This is a genomic window from Dehalobacter sp. (assembly GCA_023667845.1).
Lineage (GTDB): Bacteria > Bacillota > Desulfitobacteriia > Desulfitobacteriales > Syntrophobotulaceae > Dehalobacter.
Genome location: JAMPIU010000081.1, coordinates 1 through 24,056, shown reverse-complemented (window position 1 = coordinate 24,056; position 24,056 = coordinate 1). Strand labels below are relative to the sequence as shown.

Genomic DNA, 24,056 nt, shown 5'->3' with positions numbered 1-24,056 from the left:
CCTCTTTTCTTGTTATTCCACTAGATCTACCTCAAACCAAAACTCAACGCCATTCTCCACATTTTGAACCCCATACGCATTGCCATGCTGTTCCTGAATCGCCCGGACGATCGACAAGCCAAGGCCTGTGCCACCGTAGGAACGGGTTCTTGCTTTATCCACCTTATAAAAGCTGGTCCAAATCTTATCCAGAGCTTCTTCAGGAATGGGAATACCGGAGTTAAAAACGCTGACCCTGGCTTTTTGTCCTGCTTTTTCGAGCTTGACTCTAATTTCCTTGCGTTGGTCCGCGTGATTAATCGCATTGACCAGATAGTTCACAATGATCTGTTCAATCCTATCAATATCGGCATTCGCCGTAAATTTATCCTGAACTTCCTGCATCAGCTGAATATTCTTCTCTTTAATCAGCAGCATATTCTTTCTGAGGACAAATTCGACCAGTTCGTTTAAATCAAAATCAATCTTTTCCAGCCGGGTATAGCCTCCATCGATCTGCGACAATTCTAAAAGCTGTTTGACAAGCTTATTCATCTTAGCGCTTTCATCAATAATCACATTACAATAGAAGTCTTTATCCTCTTCACTTTCATTGACATTGACCTTAAGCCCCTCGGCATAGCCCTGGATCAGTGCAATCGGCGTCTTTAGCTCATGTGAAACATTGGAAATAAACTCTTTCCTCATGTCGTCTATTTTTCTTTCTCTTTCGATATCCTCCATGAGCTTTTCGTTGGCCTGCCGGAGCTCATTGATCGATTTCTCCAATTGGGTGGAAAGCGAGTTAATGCTTGACCCAAGTTCGCCAATTTCATCGTAGGTCTGCACCGGGTATTTTTTGCCAAAATCCAATTTGACCATAGATTGAGCGATCTCATTCAGATGAAGAATCGGTTTGGTAAATCTGTCTGTGAAGAAAAATACGATCAGCACCCCGATAACCATAATAAACAAACCCGTAATAAGAGAAAACTTATTGGCAATTGCCGCACTTTCCTCGATCGCAACCACCGGAGTGTTCAAGTACAGATAGTCTCCATTATTTAACTGTCCAACCAGATTAATAAAATCGGAATTCAATCTGCGGTCGGTGGATTTAACAATCACAGGCTGCGTGGAATTCTGAGCATCTTTAAGGATCGAAATATCAGGAATGAACGCATAATCCGAGCCTCCAGGCTTTTTGAACGGCTCATGAAAAAATTCTTCTTCTTTTAATGAAGAAATATATTTGATATACATGGATGAATCAAGAATCGTAATGTTCAGGCCCTCGGTCCTCTCAATTTTCTCCAGATCGAGTAAAATATTGAACGGCTCGCCATCATAGTCTTCATTGATCTCATGGTAGTACTCCTTCAAGGTGCTTTCCTTGTTTAAGTAGTAATACTTCGCAAGAAACTGGTCGTTTAAAAACCACGAAAGCAAAACATACAATACAGTCAGGCAGCTTATGGCAGTGAATAGCTTTAGTTTAATTGATGATTTCATTAGAATTACCTCAAATTCAGATTGCCTCAAATCTGTATCCCAATCCTCTGACGGTTTGAATAAAGTCTCCTTTGATTCCTAATTTATACCTCAACCGTTTGATGTGCGTGTCCACAGTTCTGGCGTCGCCATAATAATCGTAATCCCAGACTGAATTCAAGATCTGTTCCCTCGATACAGCCAGGCTTTCATTGTCTGCCAGATATAAAAGCAGTTCATATTCCTTCGGGCTTAAATCTACCCGTTCTCCGTCAATATTTACGACTCGCCTGTTTTTATCGATCTCCAGGCCGTCAAAGTTCTTAACGCTAGCCTTCGAATCACTGGTTCTGCGAAGAAGGGCCTGCACCCGCGCGACCAGGATCAGCGGACTGAAAGGCTTCGTAATATATTCATCTGCGCCCAGATCAAAACCGAACAGCTCATCCGATTCCTCAGATCTTGCCGTCAGCATGATGACCGGAGTCTGGCCGTTCTTTCGGATTTCCCTGCATACCGTCCATCCATCTGTCTCGGGCATCATGACATCCAGGATGGCCAGGCTGATATGCTGTCCGGAATGAATAATATCCAGAGCCTGTTTCCCATCTTCCGCTTCGATGACGGTATACCCTTCCTTTTTTAAAAAATCAGCAACCAGTTTCCTCATTCTGGCTTCATCATCTGCGATAAGTATATTCCCTGCAGTCATTGCCTAACCCCCTTTAGGTCTTCCTAACAATCTATGATTCTATTTGTTTCAGGAGGGATTGTATCCCTGAATGATGATATTCTAAGGAATGAATGTGTACATTTCGTGAACAATCGATTAATATTCTGTGAAAATTCAGATCTTTGAGCCGATATGGCTTATTGCGTTCTTACCGACCCTTTTGGACTGATACAGGCCGGCATCGGCGGTCTCAATCAGCTTCTGGGTTGTCCTGCCATCTTCCGGATAAGCAGCCAGTCCTATGGAGACCGAAATATCCGGCTCTTCACTGACTCTTTTTCTGAACCGTTCGGCGATAATCAAGGCATCCGTTATTTTAGTTTTTGGCAAAATGACCAAGAACTCATCTCCGCCGTAACGACCAAGTATGTCAAACTCCCTGATATTTTCCTTGGCAATACTTACAACCTTTTTAAGAACCATGTCCCCGACAACATGTCCCCGGTTATCATTGATGCTTTTAAAATTATCAATATCAAAAAGCATGAGGGTAAATTCGCCTGTCTTGGGATCATCCATCAGGTTCTTTAAATAACTCATGATCCCCTTTTTATTATACGCATCAACGAGAGGGTCTCTCTGGACCATGTTGAGCAGGTGTTCATTGTGCAATTCCATTTCCAGCATTTTTCTCTTTACTTCGTAGTTAATGGTCTTATTGATATTTACGATCTTCTCTTCAGCGTTCACCAATCTTAAACGATATGGCTCCTTGGATGTTTTTTGGATATAACAGTAAAACAGCAGGTACGCGGCAAACTGACAGAACGGAATCAGGAAAGAGGAATTGGTAGGAAATTCATATTGGAGTAGCTGTCCAAAACCCATAAATATGACTCCCCAGGTCAATGATATCTGCTTTTCACTAACGAATTTATGCAACAATACAACAATACCAGCCGTCAGGACGACATCCGCGCCGCTTAAGAATTCCGTCATCGTCAGAATAACCGGCAGGTGGTCGGCCTTCATGACCACGAAAAGTACCAAAAAGGGAAAAATTACGCTTAAAGCGGCAGATGCAGCGTAATTCTTCCACCGCCATGATAATATCAGTATAAACAACAAGCAGAGAAAAGCAAAATTTGTATGGTGAAGCACTTTAATACGCAGTACCATGTCAGGATAGACTATACTAAGCAGTGCCAAGAGAAACGGTGCAATAAAACTAAATCCGAAAAGAGCTGAAAAACTCTTTTCCTTGTTCATGGTAAATACAAATACGGAATTCAGAAAAGAAAAACATAAAATGATAATGACTGCAGCCTGATCATTTAAATAGGCATAGAACATTTTAATCCCTCGAATCTTTTTCTCGTCTGATTAATTGTAAAATTCGACATTTTCTTCTATATTCCTGTTTTCTTTTATTCCTGACGTTTTTTTCATCGATACCGATATTTTGCCGGACTTTAGCAAATAGACTTTTTTGTCAAGATCAAATGAGGTAGAATAATACCAGTAATAATATGAGATGTTCTAAAGGAGAAATGCGCGTGTTTTCGGAAAAAGTAACCAATAATTTGAAAAATGCCTCCTGGATTAGAGCAATGTTTGAGGAAGGGGAAAGACTCACCAAAATTTATGGACGCGAAAACGTCTATGACTTCAGTTTGGGCAATCCCTTTTCTGAGCCGCCGGAAGAGATCATAGAATCTCTAAAAAACTATGTCACCGGGAATTATAAAGGAATTCATAAATACATGAACAATGCCGGCTATCCCGAAGTCAGAGAAAAAATTGCCCGGTCGCTTCAGCATGACAGTCAAATCGAACTTACCCAAAATAATATTATCATGACGGTCGGCGCTGCCGGCGGACTGAATGTTGTCTTGAAAGCGCTTCTGAATCCCGGTGAAGAGGTTATTATCTTCGCCCCCTATTTTGTTGAATATCTATTCTATACAGATAACCATGGCGGGAAACCAATCATTGTGCCGCCGGACCCCCGGACACTCGAGCCGGACTTGGACGCCCTGGAAAAAGCGATTTCGCCTAAAACAAAGGCGATGATTATTAATACTCCGAACAATCCCACCGGTATTGTTTACAGCAAGGAGAAACTGGAACAAATCAAAGAAATCCTGCAAAAAAAACAAAACGACTACGGTACGATTATCTATATTATCTCCGATCAGCCCTACGACCAGATTGTCTATGACGGGATGAAGATCCCGAACATCTTGTCCATTTTTGAAAATAGCATGATTGTTAATTCCTTCAGTAAATCACTCGGCCTTGCCGGAGAAAGAATAGGATATATTGCAACGAGCAGCCGAATTAAAGACGCTGACCTGCTGAATAACGCTTTAAGCTTTTGCAACCGAACGCTTGGTTTTGTCAATGCTCCCGGATTGTTCCAGAGAGTGATCGGTGATTCCCTTGATGTCAAAACAGATACCGCGGATTATCAAAAGAAAAGAGATTATTTATATGAGCATTTGACTGCGCTTGGTTTTGAATGTGTCAAACCGCAGGGAGCCTTTTACCTTTTCCCGAAGGCACTGATCGAGGACGATGTTGAATTTGTCAAAAGGGCCGTTAAATACAATTTATTGCTTGTGCCCGGAAGCGGATTTGGCTGCCCCGGTCATATCAGAATCTCTTATTGCGTCAGTATGGATACCATCATAAATTCCATTCCCGCGTTTGAAAAACTGGTTCAGGAATTCAGGTCCCGATAACAGATCGAAACGAGTTCCTGTAAAAGAATTGCTTTCGTATAAGCAATACAAGAATAAACCTCGCATCGTCCATAAGAAAACGGTGCGAGGTTTATTCTTATCTAATCCCTAATGCCAGTTGCTCAGGACTTTAATTCTGCCAGTGTAACCTTAACGTCTTTTGTGTCCCCCTGACGATAATAGGTAAGGGTGACCGTCTTTCCGACCTCAGATTTAAACAATTCATGGGTCATTTCGAGAGAACTGGTGATCTCAACCCCATTGACTTTCGTAATGACGTCTCCGGCACGAATCCCGGCTTTATAGGCAGGCCCTCCGGTTGAGACCGCTGAGATATAGGCGCCGGCAGGCCAGCCCTGCTGAGAAGCCCATTCAACAGTATACCGTTCGTCGACTGAGACCAGGATGCCCGGATGAGCAGCATAGCCTTTCTTGATCAGCTGTTGGATCGTCGGCCAGGCGTCCGTAATCGGAATCGCGAAGCCCATTCCTTCATAGCCGGTGTCTTGGTTCTTAGCTGCATTAATGCCGACGACCTTTCCATGATAATCTACCAGCGGTCCTCCGCTGTTTCCGGGGTTGATCGCCGCATCGGTCTGAATCAGATTAAAACTTGCTTCTCCCTGCAGTTCCAGAAAACGGTTTGTCGCTGAAATCACACCCGTCGTCACAGAGCGGGCAAAATCTTCTCCACCCGGATTCCCAATCGCAACCACAGGTTCTCCGACTTGAAGTTTGCTGGAATCTCCGAGACTGACTGTAGTCAGATTGTCGGCCGATATTTGAACAACGGCCAGATCTGTCCGCGCATCTCCTCCCACGAGTTTACCTGTGATATTACGCCCGTCGGCAAGACTTACCACCAGTTTCTCGGCACCTTCAATAACGTGATTGTTGGTCGCAATTAGCCCTTTCTGCGCATCAATAATAAAGCCTGATCCGCTGGCTACTTCAGCAAGTTCACTTGACCGGCCAAATATATTACCGCCGCTCTGAAAATTGGCGATCCCCACGACAGCCGGGCCTATTGTTTTCGAAATTTCTACCACCGGATACGTGTTGCCATTACCGTCTGTACTCGTGTTCGCGACCGCCGAGGTTGCGACGAGTGAATTTGTGTTAGCCGAACTGCCGCTCTGGTTCTGGATACTCATGATTTCCGGATAGATTACCGGGGCTAAAGTGAGAGAGGCTGTCCCACCCAACAAGGCGCTGATGATCGCGACAACCGCAATAACCATGACCCCTGGTTTCTTTCTCTGCGGCCGCTCACCATTGTACGGATAGTCGTGATAAGCGTTATAGTCTTTATAATGGTTATCGTTGTTAAAGTTCACGTCATTCCCCACCTTTTAAATTAAACTTGCTTATGCAAAATAATCGGGTTACAGATTATTTATTATTATAATCATTATTTATGACAATTCTGTGAACTTTTGTTTACAAAATTATGAAAAAACAGCACCGCATTTCGGGCATCTTTGCAGCGAAATCGGCACCTCAAGCCCGCATTGATCAAGTAGTGCCGCATCCGCCAATATTTCGGCAGCCGCTCCGTCGGCCGCAATTTCGCCGTCTTTGATCACGATGACTCTCTGGCTAATGTCCAAGATCATATCGAGATCATGGCTCGTAATGATTTTGGTATGTTCAAAACGATTCAGTAGATTGATGACTCTGCGACGGGATCTCGGGTCAAGCGATGCAGTCGGCTCGTCCATGATCAGGACATCGGGCTGCATAGAAAGAACAGACGCAATCGCCGCTGCCCTTTTCTCGCCGCCGGACAGTTTAAAAGGCGGCCGGTCTTTCAGATGTAAGATGCCGACCATCTCCAAAGCTTGAAAAACCCTGCTTTCTACTTCCTTTTCATCATAACGGTAATTCCGGGGACCAAAGGCCACATCGTCATAGACTGTCGACATAAAAAGCTGGTCATCCGGATCCTGGAAAACCATTCCGAGCCTTTGGCGGATTAACGGCAGTGTTTTTTTGGTAACGCGAATATCGCCTACCAGTACCTCGCCGCTGCTCGGAAAAAGAACACCCATCAGTAACATAAGTAGGGTGGATTTTCCGGCACCATTCGCACCAACAATGCCGACCGACTCCCCATGACGAATCGTGAACGAGATATCCTTAACCGCCTTGTTGCCGTCCGGATAAACATAATTAATGGTTTTGGCCTCTAACTTATGATGGCTCATTTAGCTTATCACTCCTGATATTAATAGACCGATTATCAATGGAATATTAACCATTCTTGCTAAAATAAAAAATAGCAGCCAGCCGCCAAAATAAGCTCCGTCCTTTACAGTTATCCTGGTGTCGGCTCCTGCATAGTATTCCCCTGTAAAACCGCGTACAGACATTGCCTGATACACTCTCTCGGCCCTGTCAATCGTCCGCAGGAGCAGCTGACCAACGAGCGTTCCCCAAACGCCAGGGTGAATGCCTTTTTGCTGGGGGGCCCGAAGCTTATATGCCCTTATGCTTCTGGATACTTCTTCGATCAATACGGAAATATACCTGTATGTCAGCAGCAGCTGCAAAACAAAAAGCCGTGGAACCTTCAGCATACGCAAACCGGCGGCAAGTTTATCCATTCCTGTCGTACAAATAAGAATCAGCGCAGCCGTGATCGTGAAGAGACTTTTCAGCAGGATTGAAGCGAAAGTAATCCACCCTCTGGACAATGCAAGTCCGCCCACTGTAATGACTTGCGAATCAAAAAACGGGTTTAAAATACCGATTGCAATAATAAACGGTTCGATCAGGAGTAATCTTGCCAACACCTGTTTGACCGGCAGCTCTGCAAGAAAAAAAACCACCACCGGGTAAAAACCCATGGGCAGCAAACCGATAATCTCGTGCCTGTCATATGAGACCACGACAAATAAATAGGCGATCGTCGTCAATATCTTAATCAGCGGATGAAGCTTATGGATAAACGTGTCCTTACAGGCCAGATCATCCATAAGCCTCATGTTGTACAACGAACTTGTAAAGTCAGCCATTATTGCTTTTCAATCCTACTTCCGGAATATACTCGTTTAAGGCAAGGATATCGTTTGATATCGTTCCCCGCCTCAGGATAGTTCATGCAGTAACTTTCTTCTTCCTTCTCTTCACGGAACGGATAAAGAACCCTACCATGACCGCTAATATGAGCGTCATCGCACCGCCCACCAATCCGGATACTGTTGTTCCTGCATTTACAGATGGCCATGCAACCTCAGCGCTTGTCTCTGAGACTTGTTCTTCGCTCACGCTGCCATCATTTTTAAAACTGTAATCCGGCAAAAATGCTGTTTTGCTTTGAATATCAGCCAATATGCCATAAATTCCGCCAGACTCTGCCAGTTCCGCGGTCCCGGCGGTCTTTTCCATAGACCATTCCAAGCCGTCCGGATTTGACGATGCAAACCAAGAAAGTCCTCCACCGATAATGACTGCTGCAATAGCAAGTCCGTATATGATCCGTTTTATGGAAGTATTGCCTGAGATTTTCCCCGATACCTGCTTCTCAATAAGTTCAGGCCTCGCTTTCCATACAAAAGTAAGTACTGCGGCGGTAACCAGCCCTTCCACAATCCCGATCGCAAGATGAATAGGCTGCATCATGAGCACAAAAGTTGAAAACGGAAGCTCAGTCTTTCCAGAAAAGACCGTCTCCAAGACAACGCTGAAGGCCCCCAGCTGAAGCCCGACGACCGCTGCAATCATCGAACCGGCCATCATGCGTTTAGCCGAAATCCCTTTCTTAATAAACCACTTGAATATCAGCGGATAAGTAATAAAACAGGTATAGAATCCCAGGTTGAATACATTGCAGCCGTAGGCCAAAAGCCCGCCATCGCCAAAAAACAAAGCCTGTATCAACAGTATGGATGCCATGGCTAAAAACCCGGCGTACGGCCCAAGCATAGCAGCTAGAATCAGTCCTCCTCCAAGATGTCCGCTGGAACCCGTTCCTGGAATTGAAAAATTGATCATCTGGGCTGCAAAAACAAAAGCTCCCATAACTCCCATCAAGGGAACCTTGTTCTCCTCCATATCGTCCTGAATCTTTTTTATTGAATAAGCCGCTACCCCTGCGGTAGCAGCCCACATGGTTCCACCAATAACCGGTGAAATCAAAGCATCTGCCATATGCATTCTCCAACACCCCTATTTCTGTATCTTTCTCATAGACTTTTCAGCAAGACACCAAATTCAAGGCACTAATTTCTGCTTTGTAATCGCAAAGCAATCTTGCTTAGATCAATTATAAATTACTCTTCAATTTTTACAATCCTGGTAGGGGGGATACATCGCCTATTTTCTTCATCAACTATTCTATTTAAAACAAAAAGACCGGGCATGGCCACAGGCTACAGAGCAAATCTTCTTTTTTCCTTTTTATGAACATTCGTCAGTGGGTCAGTGTTATTTTTTATTTACCGTAATTAGGGTTTTTTTTCGAACTAAACACAAAGCTGCGCTGAGACCAGTAACTAAATAAGAAAAGTGTTAATTCAGTGATAATTTTGGCAAAGACTAACGGTATGCCGATCAGAATGTGGAAGAGATACATTAGCCCGTAATTGCAGGCCATGATAAATACGACGAGTGAAAAATATTTCGGGGCGGATTTATGATGTTCCGTTTTTTCATTCCGGGAAAAGACAAAATAATGGTTCATGCTGTAATTGAAAATAGAACTGCAGACTCTTGCCCCAACTACAGCGATCAGCAGATTTGATGTGGAGAATTGAAACAATAGCAGCAGCGCAAAGTCAAGTGCTCCGGACATCAAAGAAGAGGTACAAAATTTAAGGATCGGGTAATATACTTTGGCTGAATCTGAAAAGGTCCGAAAATGGGAAGACCTGTTTTTTTCGTCATAGACTGTATTGATCCATACTTCGTAGAACAAATAGCTCGCTGCCTTCGCTTCGAGAAGAATGTTCATTTCATATTCAAATCTTTTCCCCTGGATGCTGCCTAACCAGTCGAGCATATCGGCTGAATACCCTCTTAAGCCTGTTTGCGTATCCGTCAAATGCGAACCCGAAGAGACAGAAAATACTGCCCGGGTTACCGTATTTCCGAAACGGCTGCGCGGAGGAACTTTGCCGCAAAACTTCCGGGAGCCAAGAACGATAAATTCGCGGTGTTCTTTGGCAACCTGGGCAACTCTGATGATATCTTCAGGCAAATGCTGTCCGTCACTGTCGGCGCAGATAACCCCTTCTTTTTCACCTTTTTCCTTGATATATCGAAATCCCGTCTTCAGAGCGGCCCCTTTGCCTTCATTGGTCGGATGTGTTAACACGGTGCATCCCAATTTGCCTGCGGCCTGAAATATCCTGCTATAAGGCTTACCGCTGCCGTCGTCTACAATCACAATCTGAAAATCGCACTTTTCTTTTATATCCTCTATCAGCCTGAGAAGCCGCTCATCCGGTTCATAGGCCGGTATAAGTATCGTCATCGAATCCCCTCCTTACATAACTGCACGATTGTATCTATTATTGTAAGGATTCATTATGTCCGTTTCGTGAACTTTCAATTACGGTTTCATGAATTCAAACGTCAATATCATTTGGTAAAATAATAGTGAACGCTGTCTTTTTTCGAGCATGCTCAAATGATTTTATTCAAATGTTGAAGCAACTTCCTTAGCCATTTGTTCGAAATCAGACAGCTGGTGGATGAATTTTTCAACCACTTCCATATCGAATTGGGTTCCGGATCCTTGAATGAGCTGATTTCTGGCTTCTTCAAACTTCAGCCTGGAGCGGTAACGGCGGTCGGAAATCATCGCATCAAAAGCATCAGCAACAGAAATAATTCTCGCCAGGAACGGGATTTCATCTTTTGTCAGCCCTTCCGGATATCCTTTGCCATCAATGCGTTCATGGTGGCATTTGACAATTGGGACCACCTCTTTGAACATCGATACAGCCGATAGGATTCTCGCCCCTTTCAAGGGGTGTTTTTTAATCTCTTCATACTCTTTCTCGTTCAGCTTCTGGGACTTAAACAGAATATCATCTGAAGTACCGATTTTCCCAACATCATGGAAAATCCCGCTGATCCGCAGCAACTCAAGCTCCTCCTTGGAGAAACCAAAGGCCTCTCCGATCTTAACGGCAAAATAGGCCACTCTGTCGGAATGGCCGCGGGTATAAATATCCTTCGCATCGACGACCATTCTCAGGGCTTCAATCGTATCCATATAGGTCTCTCTGAGCTGGTCATACGTTTTGTTCAGCTCATCATTTTTAATATTCACCAAGGAATGCAGAAACGCATTATTGATGGACGAGGAGGCCTGGTTGGAATAGATCTCAAGCAGTTTCAGCCCGTCCTCAAGATCCTCCCCTTCTACAAAGATGATGCCAATGTCCTGAAGATATTCGTTGATCAGAGGAATAATTACTTTTTTATCAAGCTTAACGACCTTTTTATTGATCCTGGCGCTGCCGATATACTCCATCAGTTCCGGATCAAGCATTTCCATGAAATCGGCCACTTTTTTCTTATATTTCCCGATCCCTTTAAATATGCTGTTGTTGCCGGAACTAATCCTGGTGATATCATCGATCAGAATAAAAGCATTCTTGCTATTGACCAAAGGCAGGATTTCAGCCAGGATATCCTCCAGAATGTTATCTATCGGTTGAAGCTGATAAATCTTAGGAACAGACTGCAGAATTTTATTCAGGCCTTCCTGGAACTTCTTAATCGTCCGCATTTGGGAAATCGATTTGATCCCGGATTCAACGAGCAGGAGCAGCTGGTCAAAGCGGTCACCCTTTTCGCAGTAACCCTGAATTTCCAGCGCTTTAATGGTTTCCAGCGGCGGTGCCAGATCCTTGTGTCCTGTCAGCAAAAGAATATACAGTTCGTTATTAAACTCCCTGATTCTCTCTACGACCTTGTCGCCATGAATCGGATACATCAGATAGTCAAGAATCAACAAATCGTACTTCTCTTCACGGACTTTTTCGATAGCCTCCAGTGGATCGGTCAGGCCAACGAATTGGTAGCCGCTTCTTTTCAGGACGACGGACAGCGAATCAATGATTCCCGGTTCGTCATCAACAATTAAGATTTTGTAGTCTAGATTTACGCGATTAGTTGAACGTCTCATCGTTAGCCTCCTGTACGTGTGCGGATAGATAAGGAATCGTGATATAGAATGTAGTGCCAACGCCTTCCTGCGATTCAAACTTCATATTGCCCGAAAATCGTCCTTTAATTGTAGAATACGACATGTATAATCCAAGACCTGTTCCATTTTTACCTTTGGTCGTAAACATTTCCTTGAACAGTCTTTTCTGCACTTCCTCAGGAATACCCTTACCATGATCGCTTAAAGCAAATTTGAGGTTATGTTTTTCTTTGTAAATGCTGAAACCGATTTCTCCGGTTTGTCCTTCATAGGCATGCATTGCGTTGATGATCAGATTGTCAAATACTTGTACCAGGCTGTTCAGTTCTCCTCGTATTTCTGTCTGCAGATCAATTTGAAAATCAGGTTTAAGCTTGCAGTGGTATTTTTTCAGCTCATGCTTCATCAAAACATCAATTCTTTTAACCAGATCTTCCACGGTGAACTTATCTGAGCCGGCGTAGTTCATCTGTACTGCCTGGCCTTTAACTGCACTGATAATGTCTGTCATATAGGAACAGTACGGCTTCATCTTATCGAGCCATTCCTGCATCTCTTTCGCAATCTCATAATGATCGGCAGGTGATACAGCTTGATCTTCAATAGATTCCCTGTACTCATTCGTCAAATCTTTGAGTGCTTCGATACCTCCGGCAATCGACATGATCGGTGTTTTCAGGTTATGGGCAATTCCGCCGATCAGCTGGCCAAGCGAAGCCAGCCTCTCCTGCTCCAGAATGATGGCCTGGTTTTCTTTCATCGATTCAATATTCGCTTTTTCTTTTTCCTGGATTTTATTAAAGGCAATAATCAGATCTCCAATTTCATCATTGGAGGTGATCGCCAATTTCTGATCAAGATCAACGTTAACGCCATGCGATATGTCGGAGAGATTTTTGGCAACCCTCGAAACGTCTTCACCAAGGGACCTGGAGAAGTAGTTTAAGACGATAAAGTTGATCATGAACAGCAGGATGAAGCTTACAGAAAAATAAATAATTGTATTATAGGAAGAAATATCATATTTAATACCAATAATATAATCGCCGTCAGGACCTGGAACGCTTACGGATGTTCCCTGAGATTCGACTGTATAGTCTTCGTAAATTCTTCCGTCGTAGTTGCTGGATACTTCAATGGCATATTTAATAAAGAAATTACTTGCATTTTTATTATCAAGAGAAATATAATTTCCCTCTGGTGTAATAATAAACCTCGAATCATGGTCTTTATTTAACAAGATAATGTGATTTAAAGCCTCTATTGCCTTTTTTTCGTCATAAGTCTCCATGGTGACATTCGTTTTTAGCTGCTCTGAATACATTTTATAAATAAGATCGCCTTTTTCGGTAATCAGTCTGGAATAGCCAACTAGAGATGTAAATAAAATCGCGATAATAATTGTTGGCAAGACGTGAAGCACAATTTTTTTTCGAATGCTTAGATTAATTCCTTGAAGCTCATTATTGACAGAAGTATTTAATAGGACATTGGTAAACATTCTTTTGGAGAAAATAAAGGAAAAAAGTGCTGCCAGCGTTGCAAAAGAAAATACCAGGATGACAATTCTGTAGATCAGGGTTAACGGGTGACTGCCTGTGACAAATAGAATGATAAACAAGACAATGAGCGATACGATGATTTGCCCGAAATAAATGATATAGGGCATGTTGATACATTTTTTCCTGATTTTCTGCAGCTTCAGACGCGACTCCTCAGAATCATTTGCTACTAAATAAGCCCACTGATCAATATTGGAAAGTGACAATTTAAAAAATATAAAGCCTGGAATAATGATTAAGAACGTAATGATAATGAACTGGGTATTGTAGGAAATATAGGATACATCAACATCAAAGCTGGTGTTGATGGACCCTGGCGGATAGTTGAATACAAATGGAATGATGAAATATAACGTGAGTACCGTACAAAGAATAACAAGTGTATAGATAAGCGTTATCTGCAGACTTATTCTTTTTTGTAAAGACTCTTTTATCTTGTTTAACATACAATGTTCCTTCTAACCTGGTTTTCATTTAGATAATTGATCTTACTCATATAACGAATAATTTGTGAAATATAAGCCTGGTCAATATCCGGCCAATCAAAATTTGCTAGGTCTAAAGCATTTCGGGTAATCTCTGATTTAACTTTGACCGTCTGAGAATAAGCAGAGAAATTACCCTTTAGCAGCTCGTTGACAGCAGGACTGATGTTATGCTCTTTCATATTCTTTTCAACAATTTGAACAAAGACATCATTCGGAACAACTTCAATATCAATGCCCAGGCTGTTTAAAATCTCAACTACTTTGACCAGACTGATTGTCTTATGATTAAACAAATGGAAAATACGTGTTCCGGCAGATAAATTGATTAACCTGGCTATCGCTTCACTGCAACAATCAACCGGGGTAAATTCCAATTGTTCATCCGCCCAGATTTCCGGAACAAAACCAAGCTCAATAATTGCTTTGATCCTCTCATAGAAACCATTCTCCTGAATATTTTTTTGAAACTGTCCATCATTGTAACGACCAGTTAAAACGCCGATGCGATAAACATCCGCCTTCAAACCATTTTTGACGTTCTGATAAATAAACCGTTCCGATTCAAACTTGCTTTTTACATAAACGTTCCCGCTGTAATCCTGTCCGATATACAAGTCTGATTCTGTAAAATCTACCTTTCCCTCGTGGATATTATTTGTAAGATAGTTTCCTGAGACTGTGATCGAGGAAATATAATTCAAACGGATATTTCCCTGCAGACAGAAGGTCGCCACTCTTTCCGTACCTTTAATGTTGACATCCACATAGTCTTCATAAAATCCGTAATGTTTCACGATTGCGGCCGAATGAATGACCAGATCGATCTTTTCCAGAAGATATTGATAAATATTGCCGTCGAGTCCAAACCGATCCTGTGCAATATCACCGGAAATAATAATAATCCGTTGGTCTAACTCCTGACTGTATCTTCCGTTAAAATAAAAGTCCAGTTGTTTCCGCAGTTTATCTTCCGCTTCGTGAATTGTTTTTCCTCTCAGTAAACAGTAAATATTACAGTCTTTTTGTTTAATCAGCTGTTCAAGCAAATGTATCCCTAAAAAACCAGTAGCTCCGGTCAGCAAGATATGCTGCGCCTCCCTCAGACCGGGCTGCACATCATAATCAAGACTAATTTCCTTAATTAGGTCTTCAGTAATCGATCCACTTTGAGCACTGTCTTTTTGAGCTTCCATATTCTCGGATACTTGTCTGATCGTCTGATATTCATAAAGATCCTGAATCCCGATATCAATCCCTTTTTTCATCAACAGGACTTGAAGCTGGACAATCGTAAGTGAGTCTCCGCCTAGATCAAAAAAATTATCATCAATACCAACAGATTTTCTGCCCAGCAAAGAGCACCAGACTTTCGCAATTGTCCTTTCTATTGTGTTTCTTGGCGAAACAGGTTTTGCTGCATTTTCTTCATACTCAGGCAGTGAATTCCTGTCAATCTTATTATTCGGGGTTTTAGGGATAAAATCAACCGAGATAATATAACTCGGGATCATATAGTCAGGCAGATACTGTGCTAAATAGGCCTTTAGCTCTGTACTGCCTATTTCTGTATCTGCAATAATATAAGCACATATTACTTTACTATTATTTAAATTTTCTTTGACAACTGCAACTGCCTCCCTAATATGAGGATGTTGAAGAAGTTTGTCTTCAATTTCACCAAGCTCGATTCGGTATCCTCTGATTTTTATTTGATAATCAGTCCTCCCTAGATATTCAATATCCCCTTCCGGGTACCACCTGGCAAGGTCCCCTGTTTTATAAAGTCTTTCTCCGGGAAGAAAAGGATTGGCAATAAAGCGTTCAGCGGTTACATCGTCTTTTCTAAAATAGCCTTTCGAGACACCCGTTCCACCGATAAACAAATCTCCTGGAATTCCAATTGGCAGTAAATTCATATGTTGGTCAAGGATATAAACTTGCGTGTTAGCAATAGGTTTACCGATATGGGGCTTCCTTTCATAAGTAACATCGGCCATAGTCGACCAAATCGTCGTTTCAGTCGGCCCATATAAATCATATATTTTTGCCGAGGACGATACGACTCTTTTTAAATCGTTTAATACAGCAGCAGACATTGCTTCCCCAGTTACTAAAATATCAGTAAGATTTCTGATCCCTGTAAGATCCAGATCGCTGCTCAGCAGCAGCTGAATCCTCGAAGGTGTAGCCTGAAATATATTAATATCATGATCATATATTACCTTATTAAGTTCTTCCGGAATAATCTGCTGCTTTTCGTTTGCAATTATGACTGTAAGCCCTCTGCTGAGAGGCAGTAAAGATTCCGCAACAAAGATATCAAACGAAATCGTTGTGACCGACAACATGACCTTCTCGGGAGAAAAGTCAATCTTTGCTGTTATTCCCGAAATCAGATTCACGACGGCTGAATGCTGAACCATGACACCCTTAGGCTTTCCAGTCGAACCAGATGTATAAATCAGATAGGCAATATCCTGTGGTGTATTGACTTTCGGCAGGTTAGCTAATCCGGTCCGTTGTTCATTGTTACTAAAAACGTCGATAATTTCCCCATTGAAACGGATTTCTTTCATGAGTTTCTGACAGGTCAACAGAATAGCAGTATGGCTATCCTCGAGCATATAATCAATTCGCTGGGACGGATAGTCCGGATCAATGGGAAGGTAAGCACCGCCTGCTTTCAGTACTGCCAGGATCGCTATCATCATCTCCAGAGAACGCGGAACAAAGATTCCTACAAATGTATTAGGCCCGACGCCCTTGTCCCTGAGCACTCTAGCAAGCCGGTTCGCCTTTTGATTCAGCTCATAGTAGGAAATACTGCTCTCCTCAAAAATCAGTGCCGTTTTACTCGGCGTTCTTTCTGCTTGTTCTTCAAACAATTGGGCAACCGTTTTATTGTGAGGGAAGAGTAATCCGGTGTCATTGAACTCATACAGGATTCTCTGCTTTTCCTTCTCCGAAATCATCTCTAGTCCGGAGATCTTTTTCACGGAATTGTCCAGTGCATGCCAAAGAATCCTCAGCACATGCTCATGAATAAATTCAATTTCCTTACTATAGAAGATATCCGTCAGATAATCATAATCAATAATGATATTGCCGTCGTCTTCCCGCTCGTTGATATGAATGTAAAGCGCTTCTGTCTGGTGACCGCAAAAATGCCATCTGCCCTCACAGCTATTAATATCACTGTTCTTGACAAATTTGGCATTTTGGTAAGATACGGCAATCTCATATAATTTTTCGATACTTCTGTTATGTTTTCTGACATGTTTCAGAATTTCATCATACGGATATTTTTGATGGCGCAGAATTTCCATCCAATTTCTGGTCAGCTTATGGCAGAAATCCTGGAAATTCGTATCGTTATCGATATTAATCCTTAGCGGTATTGTGCTGATAAACATACCAACTGTCTTCTTTTCCCGGGCATTGGCGCGGTTCAGAACAGGTACTCCAAGTACAATATCTTCTTTATTGGATATTCTGTTGATATAGATACAGAGCGCGGAAATATAAAGGGTAAAAACCGATGTTTTATTTTCCAGGCAGTATTGGGAAATTTTTCTGGATAATTTATTGGGAATTTTAAACGTTTTTCTGACTGCTTCGGTATGGTTCATCTTGGCTGCTTTGCTTTTCAGCGTGGTCATCTCCGGGGTATCCGTAAAAACATTTTCCCAGTATTCCTTATCTTTGATATACTTGGGAGAATGCAGATATTCAAGCTCACTATGGACATATTCTAAATAAGAAGGATCCTTTTCCTGTTCAGAGGAAACACCTTCTTCCAGCATATTGTAATTCTCCATAATTTTATTGCCTATATAAACAACAGTCCACCCATCAGAAATCAGATGGTGGATTTTGCAGTATATCACATTCTCTTTTTCGCTGATTTTAATGATAGAAAAATAAACCAGGGGGCTGTCGTTAATGGTAAATGGTTTTTTGGTTTCCTCCTGATCCCAGGCATACAGCCGTTTGAGGCCGCCCTCGCTGAAATCAAAGAAATCTATTTTCGCATATGCAAATTCGGCAACATATTGGAATACCTGTCCGTCCTTTTCCCTAAACCTGAGCCTGAGCGCTTCATTTTTCTCGATTACAAGGTTGATGGCCTTTTCGAGAAGCTGGAAATCTATGCTGTCTTTAATCTTCAGGGTTGAAGCAATATTGCCAATGCTGGTGCCTGGATGGAGTTTCTCTAAATACCAAATACCCCTCTGCGGGATTGATAACGGATAATACTCGACCATAAAACAGCGGCCCTCCATAAATCTGCAAATTTTCCCATACCCTGTCGGCTTGATCGACCATGGTACGTGTATTCAGAGAAGCTCAGAAGTCTGAATATCGGATGTTTACTACATGAACCTTGGGACTGAATTCTTTTTCGCAGCCGCATGCTGCCACAGCGTAACCCGGATCAAATGGGTAAATATGAAAGTACAGCCCTTCATTCGGATAAGAAAAACTGGCTCCGGCCATGCTGGAAAAATCAGCTTCTTTAAGATTACCCGCAAGGCCTGTACCTTTTGCTTTAAAATAGCTTTCTTTAAGCGTCCAAAGTTTAAAAAAGTATTCTGTTTTCCTGTCCAGGCTAAGTCCCGTTAAGAAACTGTTCTCTTGTTCGGTAAAATGCTGCCTGGCGATCTCTGGGTCAACCGGTCTGATTTGTTCGAGATCAACGCCTACTTCTTGGCTGCTTGTCGCACAAAGAACCCATTCTCCGGAATGGGCAACACTGAAATGAAATGCATCCAGGTCTTTAACATAAGGCTTGCCATAATCGTTTACACCAAAAGAAATTTCAGCATTTCCTCGAAAATAATTTTCCCTGACAATCTTGCGAACGAGCAGTTCTCCCAGTAAAGATCTTTTTACATCATCTATGTACTTCAACCTGGCCAAACTGCTTTTTCTTTTTCCCGAGATCAATTGCGTATAGGCATTAATCTCATTTTCGCAAATACATGCTAAATTACAACCAAATAGGTTAATCATGGAACATTAATTCTTTATTTTTCCGGAAATTCCTTTAACAAAATCCCTATTACGTGTAATTTTTAAGCCATATAATTAGGTAGTAAACTTTCTAAAAACCTGTAAATCAAAAAATAGGACCCCCTGAGTCATATTCTAACATTTGAAAATGTGATAAGCAATTTATTTCGACAATATTAGGCATTTTTTACATTTTCCTTGAAGTTGCTGCAGAAGGTCAGAAAGACAGCGTGGCGCTTATGGCTCATACTGTCTTTCTCTCTATCGAAGAATCGTTGATTACCCAACCATCTTATTGAATAAGAAAAATGTTATTCAGATCATTTAGAAAACGATCCCCATTGCAATTAAGAGGAGAATGATAACCACTACGATCGCGATGCCGCAGAGGCAACCGCCGCCGCCGAATGTTCCGCCAAAAGTACCTGCTCCAACTGCCATGTTTTTCACCTCCTGGTCAAAGAATATCTGATGAACGCTGCATGCCAAAATTCAATTTAGAAGATGACGCCCAGAGCAATCAGGATCAGTACTGCAATAGCGATTATGCCAACTCCGGCACCCATTCCGCAGCCGCGGCCATAACCATAAGAACCGTACATATTTTTCCCCCTCCTCGTATCTTAACTTCTTAAGAACTGATTTCGAGATATCTTATTCAGAAGCCAAGCAAATTGCAACCTTTATTTTCCAATATTTCTATTAATTACTTTATGTATAACAAAAAAGAAAAGACCTATGTCTTCCCCTATATCTCGCCTATATCTCCCGCGTTATATCTCCCCGTTCGTACTATTGTAAATCACGTAGTTGTTGTGCTAGGAGAGCAGGATAATAAATTCAGAGCCTTCTCCAACTTTGCTTCGGACTGTAATTCTACCATTGTGGCCCAGGATAATGATCTTGGCAATCGCGAGTCCCAGACCATAACCGCCCCGCTCCTTCGTTCTGGACTGGTCGGAGCGGTAGAAACGGTCAAAGATGTGCTTCAACTCTTCATTTGTCATACCTGCGCCGGTATCCTTAATACTTATCGCAATGGACTCCCCTTCTTTGCTAAGGCAAACCGTGATCTGTCCGCCAGTCGGCGTATATTTCATCGCATTGTCCATAAAGATGCGACAGGCCTGTTTCATTAGGTTTCGATCGCCAAACATAGAAATCTCCTGATTGAGCTCATCATTGATTTGATGCCCGGAATCAATGATCTGGGTCTCTCTGATGACTTCCTGGAGCATTTCCGTGAGGCTGAACTCTTCCTTTTGATAGGCGAGCGTACTGTTGTCATGCCTGGCAAGAAACAACAGTTTGTCAATCAGCTCCTGCATATTCCCGGCTTCATTTTTGATAGCCGTTATGGATTCCTGCAGAACTGCCTGATCGTTTTTCCCCCAGCGGTCCAGCATGACCGCATAGCCCTGTATCACGGCAATCGGTGTTCTTAGCTCATGCGAAGCATCGGATACAAACTGTTTCTGCCTATTATATTGGTCCTCTAATCTGTTCATCATTTCATTAAAGGTAAGCGCCAGTTCCTTCAGTTCATTTTTTGACCCGCTTACATTGAGTCTTAAATTTAAATTCTGCTCGGAAATTACCTTTACCGTCCGGGTCATTTCACGTATGGGTTCAAAAATTCCTTTCCCTGATACGGCAATCGCAATCAGAGCCAGGAACAAGAACGGTACAAAGACAAAGAGCATAATCCTGGCGATGAACAAAATATCCGTAATCTCATCCTGAATGTTGGAAAAGATAATCATCCTGCCGCTAGTTCCGGCTATTTCAAAATCCCTGTTTACAGATACGTAGATGTTCCCTTGATCCTTGGCCAAGCCCAGCCAGTACTCAGAACCATATTCCCTCAAATTTTGGTCCGTAGCCATAAGCGTCTGCTGATTGGATTCATCGATACGAAGCGGGATCTGATGCTCCCGGCAATAGGTTTCCAGTTCTGAAAAACCGCTGCTGTCCGTGCTGAGCATCTTCTGGATCTCCAAATAGTCCTGCTTAACCGTTTCCTGGATTCTAAATCCGCCATAAACCAGGATAACGATAAGACCGGCTCCCAGCACTGTCCGCAAAAGTATGCCTGTATACCTCAAGGAAAGTTTTAAGCGAATTGAATAAGCGATCTTTTCCCGGATAAATGCATAAAGAAGCCTGAAAAGATAAACCGGAAAAAAGATAACCTTGAAGATATTTTTGAACATGTTCTTATTCGATTTATTTTTCGTCTTCATATTTAAACAGATACCCGACCCCTCTTACGGTGTGAATGAGTACGATACCATATTTCTGGTCGATTTTATTGCGCAGGTACTTGATATAGACATCGGTAACATTGGTGTCTCCATAGTAGTCATATCCCCAGACATGATCGAGAATTTTTTCGCGCGACAATACAATGCCTTTATTCTCCATCAAATATTTCAGAAGCTCAAATTCTTTCTTGGAGAGGGATATGTCTACCCCCTGATAGGTAACCCGATATTCATCCTTATACAAAATCAACGGCCCAGCCGTGATCTTATTATTCTGATCTTCCTTTTTTCCTCTACGCTTCAAGATCACTCTGACCCTCGCCAGCAGCTCTTCTATAGCAAATGACTTGGTCATATAGTCGTCCGCCCCGCTGTCAAGTCCCATTACTTTATCGGAAACATCATCTTTGGCAGTCAGTATGATAATCGGGATGTCCGATTCACGCCTTACCCTCCGGCAGATTTCAACACCGCTGAGACCGGGGAGCATCAGGTCCAGAATGATCAAATCTGCTTTTCCCAAGACTGCTTTTTCATAGCCTTCTCTTCCATCGTGAGCAAGCTCTACCTCATAACCTTCATGAGTAAGCTCCAGCTCCAGGAACCTGGCTATTTTCACTTCATCTTCAATGACCAGAATTCTGGTTTTCATCCTTTCCTCCGCCCTCAATCAAAGTATTGCGACGACTCCATTATAATCGGAAATGAACCTGCAAACAACACAGGTTCATTTCTCGTCAGCTCCTATCTCACCACTGGCACCCTGACCATTCATTGATACTAACCAATCGTAATCTCATTGTAGCCGTCTTCTTTTTTATCTTCATTCGCAGGGCTGGTTCCGGCCTGCGGACTGTTTTCTTGTTCTGCTGCCGGCTTTTCCCTCATTTTATCAGCCGCCGTTCTCACTTTGCTGCCAATACCGTCGACAAATTCGTTGATATCAACATCCTGCCCCTTTTCCTTTCTGATTCTGATCCGATAACCCATTACGTATAGCAGAATCAAAGCTGCGGCATACAATCCTATGATTGGCATTGTGATTAATATGGCCATAATTAGAATAATGATCGGTATATTCAGAATAACGGTCTGATCCTTCTCAATAATAAACCTTGTGACGCAGCCTTTTTGAAGCAGTGCCTTCACTCTTTTACCGAAGCTCTGTTCTTTTTGACAGGTTTTCTGATTGAAATTTGAATTTGATTTATTCCCATGCATTTTTTCAAAGGCAATGATCGCATCAATCAAATCCCCATCATACTTTTCTAATAATTCTTTGGCTTCCTGATAACTGCAGTTGGTCCTTTTTCTCATCTCATCAATTTGTTCCATGCTGATACTCATCATTTTCATCTCCATTTCTAAACTATAGCTCTATTGTAATAACGTCAGATGAGACTGCGCTTAATTCAGGATTAAAACTTGATTAGAATTTTGCATAACGGTATTATGGTTATGATATAAACAAGGCACTTGCTCATGAATGATCTTCGTTCGGCATTAACCCAACCCATGGACGTTAAAATAAGACAAAATAGTCTTCGAAATATAGTCCTCAAAATACAGTTGACAACGTTTTCCCGGATCAATATAATAATTTCTATGCGAAACATTTGCATGAGAAATATTAGTATTTTTATACGGGTTTAAGGAGGCCTGTTTCTATGCAAAATAACCCCAGCGAAGTGGAAATTGTACAACTTTTTTCCGAAATTGGCAGATCTCTGAAGAAAACAATGCGTAAAAGTTTTGAATGCAACGGTTTAACGATGCCGCAAAGCATGGTGATGAGCACCCTGATAAAACGCGGTGAAATGAAGATATCCGAAATAAGCAGCGAACTGCATCTTTCCAACAGCACGATTTCAGGTATCATTGACCGTCTGGAAAAGCATGATTTGGTCATTCGGACCAGAAGCGAACAGGACAGACGCATTGTCTATGTTAAAGTGAGTCCAAAATATGTTGACTTTCACCGGGAATTTCATCACCAAGCCGAGAAAGACTTGCAGAAAATACTGAGCAGAGCTACCCCTGAAGATATGAGAAAAATATTAGAGGGTTTGACTGCTTTAAAGAAGATCCTGGGTCAATGATGTACCTGATCTTCTTAAACAAAGGACACTCTAAACATTATAAGTGAGAAAGGATTTTTGGTTATGTTGAAATTATACCGTTATTTAAAACCTTTTAGGCATCTGATTTACGGCATATTGATCCTTGTTTTTCTTCAAACGCTCGGTGATCTGTATCTGCCTACGCTGATGTCAGATATCATCAATGACGGTGTCATGAATGGTGATACGCAGAGGATTTTGCATATAGGAGGAATCATGCTTCTGGTCGCCGGAGCAGCCGCTGTATTCTCCATCATGGCTAGCTTTTTATCCGCCAAAGCTGCCGTAGGGTTAGGAACCGTTTTGCGGAGCAAAATTTTTGGGAGAATCGAAAGCTTTTCTTTACATGAATTTGATAAAATCGGTACCGCGACACTCATTACCCGGACGACAAATGACATCAACCAGGTCCAGACGGTTACCATCATGATTATGCGCCTGATGATCAGCGCCCCGATCATGGCGATCGGCGGAATCATCCTGGCTTACCGGGAAGATAAGGCCCTTACTTGGGTACTAGCTGTCGCCATACCGGTTCTGGCAATTGTCATTGTGATGAT

Annotated in this window: 18 protein-coding genes; 3 read left to right on the top strand and 15 right to left on the bottom strand. The window is 42.3% G+C overall.

Annotation, left to right across the window (positions count from 1 at the left end):
- Window positions 1-12: 12 nt before the first annotated feature.
- The 3 genes from NC238_06550 to NC238_06540 form a co-directional block, all read right to left on the bottom strand.
- A complete protein-coding gene (locus tag NC238_06550; protein MCM1565597.1) occupies window positions 13-1,491 on the bottom strand; it encodes a HAMP domain-containing histidine kinase in 1,479 nt (492 codons plus the stop codon).
- A gap of 16 nt (window positions 1,492-1,507) precedes the next feature.
- Entirely contained in the window at window positions 1,508-2,182 is a 675-nt protein-coding gene (locus NC238_06545) for a response regulator transcription factor (GenBank protein ID MCM1565596.1), read from the bottom strand.
- Window positions 2,183-2,317: 135 nt separating this feature from the next.
- Complete coding sequence (locus NC238_06540) at window positions 2,318-3,496, bottom strand: GGDEF domain-containing protein (protein MCM1565595.1); 1,179 nt, start codon at window positions 3,494-3,496, stop codon at window positions 2,318-2,320.
- A gap of 203 nt (window positions 3,497-3,699) precedes the next feature.
- Here NC238_06540 and NC238_06535 point away from each other — a divergent pair, with 203 nt between their 5' ends.
- Entirely contained in the window at window positions 3,700-4,887 is a 1,188-nt protein-coding gene (locus NC238_06535) for a pyridoxal phosphate-dependent aminotransferase (GenBank protein ID MCM1565594.1), read from the top strand.
- A gap of 122 nt (window positions 4,888-5,009) precedes the next feature.
- On the opposite strand, the gene NC238_06530 is transcribed toward NC238_06535, so the two are convergent.
- From NC238_06530 to NC238_06475, 12 genes are all read right to left on the bottom strand, one after another.
- A complete protein-coding gene (locus NC238_06530; protein MCM1565593.1) occupies window positions 5,010-6,224 on the bottom strand; it encodes a trypsin-like peptidase domain-containing protein in 1,215 nt (404 codons plus the stop codon).
- A 111-nt stretch (window positions 6,225-6,335) separates the two neighbouring features.
- Window positions 6,336-7,094 carry an energy-coupling factor ABC transporter ATP-binding protein gene (locus NC238_06525; protein ID MCM1565592.1) on the bottom strand — a complete coding sequence of 253 codons (759 nt, stop codon included), beginning with the start codon at window positions 7,092-7,094 and terminating at the stop codon, window positions 6,336-6,338.
- A complete protein-coding gene (cbiQ, locus tag NC238_06520) occupies window positions 7,095-7,904 on the bottom strand; it encodes a cobalt ECF transporter T component CbiQ (GenBank protein MCM1565591.1) in 810 nt (269 codons plus the stop codon).
- A gap of 82 nt (window positions 7,905-7,986) precedes the next feature.
- The gene (locus NC238_06515) at window positions 7,987-9,045 is read right to left on the bottom strand and encodes an energy-coupling factor ABC transporter permease (protein MCM1565590.1); all 1,059 of its coding nucleotides are present in this window, start codon (window positions 9,043-9,045) and stop codon (window positions 7,987-7,989) included.
- A gap of 277 nt (window positions 9,046-9,322) precedes the next feature.
- Window positions 9,323-10,363, bottom strand: a complete 1,041-nt coding sequence (locus tag NC238_06510) for a bifunctional glycosyltransferase family 2/GtrA family protein (protein ID MCM1565589.1) — start codon at window positions 10,361-10,363, stop codon at window positions 9,323-9,325.
- Window positions 10,364-10,525: 162 nt separating this feature from the next.
- Window positions 10,526-12,028, bottom strand: coding sequence for a DUF3369 domain-containing protein (locus NC238_06505; protein ID MCM1565588.1), 1,503 nt, complete (start codon window positions 12,026-12,028; stop codon window positions 10,526-10,528).
- Window positions 12,012-14,057 (bottom strand): HAMP domain-containing histidine kinase, encoded by a 2,046-nt coding sequence (locus tag NC238_06500; GenBank protein ID MCM1565587.1) that lies wholly within the window; start codon window positions 14,055-14,057, stop codon window positions 12,012-12,014. The genes NC238_06505 and NC238_06500 overlap by 17 nt, the downstream gene beginning before the upstream one ends.
- A complete protein-coding gene (locus NC238_06495) occupies window positions 14,051-18,364 on the bottom strand; it encodes an amino acid adenylation domain-containing protein (GenBank protein ID MCM1565586.1) in 4,314 nt (1,437 codons plus the stop codon). Before NC238_06495 ends, NC238_06500 begins: the two co-directional genes overlap by 7 nt.
- 82 nt (window positions 18,365-18,446) lie before the next feature.
- Complete coding sequence (locus tag NC238_06490; protein MCM1565585.1) at window positions 18,447-19,112, bottom strand: 4'-phosphopantetheinyl transferase superfamily protein; 666 nt, start codon at window positions 19,110-19,112, stop codon at window positions 18,447-18,449.
- An 818-nt stretch (window positions 19,113-19,930) separates the two neighbouring features.
- Window positions 19,931-21,355 carry an ATP-binding protein gene (locus NC238_06485; protein MCM1565584.1) on the bottom strand — a complete coding sequence of 475 codons (1,425 nt, stop codon included), beginning with the start codon at window positions 21,353-21,355 and terminating at the stop codon, window positions 19,931-19,933.
- The gene (locus NC238_06480; protein MCM1565583.1) at window positions 21,339-22,028 is read right to left on the bottom strand and encodes a response regulator transcription factor; all 690 of its coding nucleotides are present in this window, start codon (window positions 22,026-22,028) and stop codon (window positions 21,339-21,341) included. Before NC238_06480 ends, NC238_06485 begins: the two co-directional genes overlap by 17 nt.
- Before the next feature lie 128 nt (window positions 22,029-22,156).
- A complete protein-coding gene (locus tag NC238_06475) occupies window positions 22,157-22,726 on the bottom strand; it encodes a DUF4342 domain-containing protein (GenBank protein MCM1565582.1) in 570 nt (189 codons plus the stop codon).
- Window positions 22,727-23,043: 317 nt separating this feature from the next.
- Here NC238_06475 and NC238_06470 point away from each other — a divergent pair, with 317 nt between their 5' ends.
- Together NC238_06470 and NC238_06465 are read left to right on the top strand one after the other, a co-directional pair.
- Complete coding sequence (locus NC238_06470; protein MCM1565581.1) at window positions 23,044-23,475, top strand: MarR family transcriptional regulator; 432 nt, start codon at window positions 23,044-23,046, stop codon at window positions 23,473-23,475.
- A gap of 63 nt (window positions 23,476-23,538) precedes the next feature.
- Window positions 23,539-24,056 (top strand): ABC transporter transmembrane domain-containing protein (locus NC238_06465; protein MCM1565580.1); only part of this gene is annotated, 518 nt, incomplete at its 3' end.

Coding starts and splice junctions, on each gene's coding strand:
- NC238_06510 (MCM1565589.1), bottom strand. CDS start 10,363: ATGACGATACTTATACCGGCCTATGAACCGGATGAGCGGCTTCTCAGG.
- NC238_06515 (MCM1565590.1), bottom strand. CDS start 9,045: ATGCATATGGCAGATGCTTTGATTTCACCGGTTATTGGTGGAACCATG.
- NC238_06540 (MCM1565595.1), bottom strand. CDS start 3,496: ATGTTCTATGCCTATTTAAATGATCAGGCTGCAGTCATTATCATTTTA.
- NC238_06475 (MCM1565582.1), bottom strand. CDS start 22,726: ATGATGAGTATCAGCATGGAACAAATTGATGAGATGAGAAAAAGGACC.
- NC238_06495 (MCM1565586.1), bottom strand. CDS start 18,364: ATGGTCGAGTATTATCCGTTATCAATCCCGCAGAGGGGTATTTGGTAT.
- NC238_06500 (MCM1565587.1), bottom strand. CDS start 14,057: ATGTTAAACAAGATAAAAGAGTCTTTACAAAAAAGAATAAGTCTGCAG.
- NC238_06545 (MCM1565596.1), bottom strand. CDS start 2,182: ATGACTGCAGGGAATATACTTATCGCAGATGATGAAGCCAGAATGAGG.
- NC238_06480 (MCM1565583.1), bottom strand. CDS start 22,028: ATGAAAACCAGAATTCTGGTCATTGAAGATGAAGTGAAAATAGCCAGG.
- NC238_06485 (MCM1565584.1), bottom strand. CDS start 21,355: ATGAAGACGAAAAATAAATCGAATAAGAACATGTTCAAAAATATCTTC.
- cbiQ (MCM1565591.1), bottom strand. CDS start 7,904: ATGGCTGACTTTACAAGTTCGTTGTACAACATGAGGCTTATGGATGAT.
- NC238_06505 (MCM1565588.1), bottom strand. CDS start 12,028: ATGAGACGTTCAACTAATCGCGTAAATCTAGACTACAAAATCTTAATT.
- NC238_06490 (MCM1565585.1), bottom strand. CDS start 19,112: ATGATTAACCTATTTGGTTGTAATTTAGCATGTATTTGCGAAAATGAG.
- NC238_06525 (MCM1565592.1), bottom strand. CDS start 7,094: ATGAGCCATCATAAGTTAGAGGCCAAAACCATTAATTATGTTTATCCG.
- NC238_06470 (MCM1565581.1), top strand. CDS start 23,044: ATGCAAAATAACCCCAGCGAAGTGGAAATTGTACAACTTTTTTCCGAA.
- NC238_06550 (MCM1565597.1), bottom strand. CDS start 1,491: ATGAAATCATCAATTAAACTAAAGCTATTCACTGCCATAAGCTGCCTG.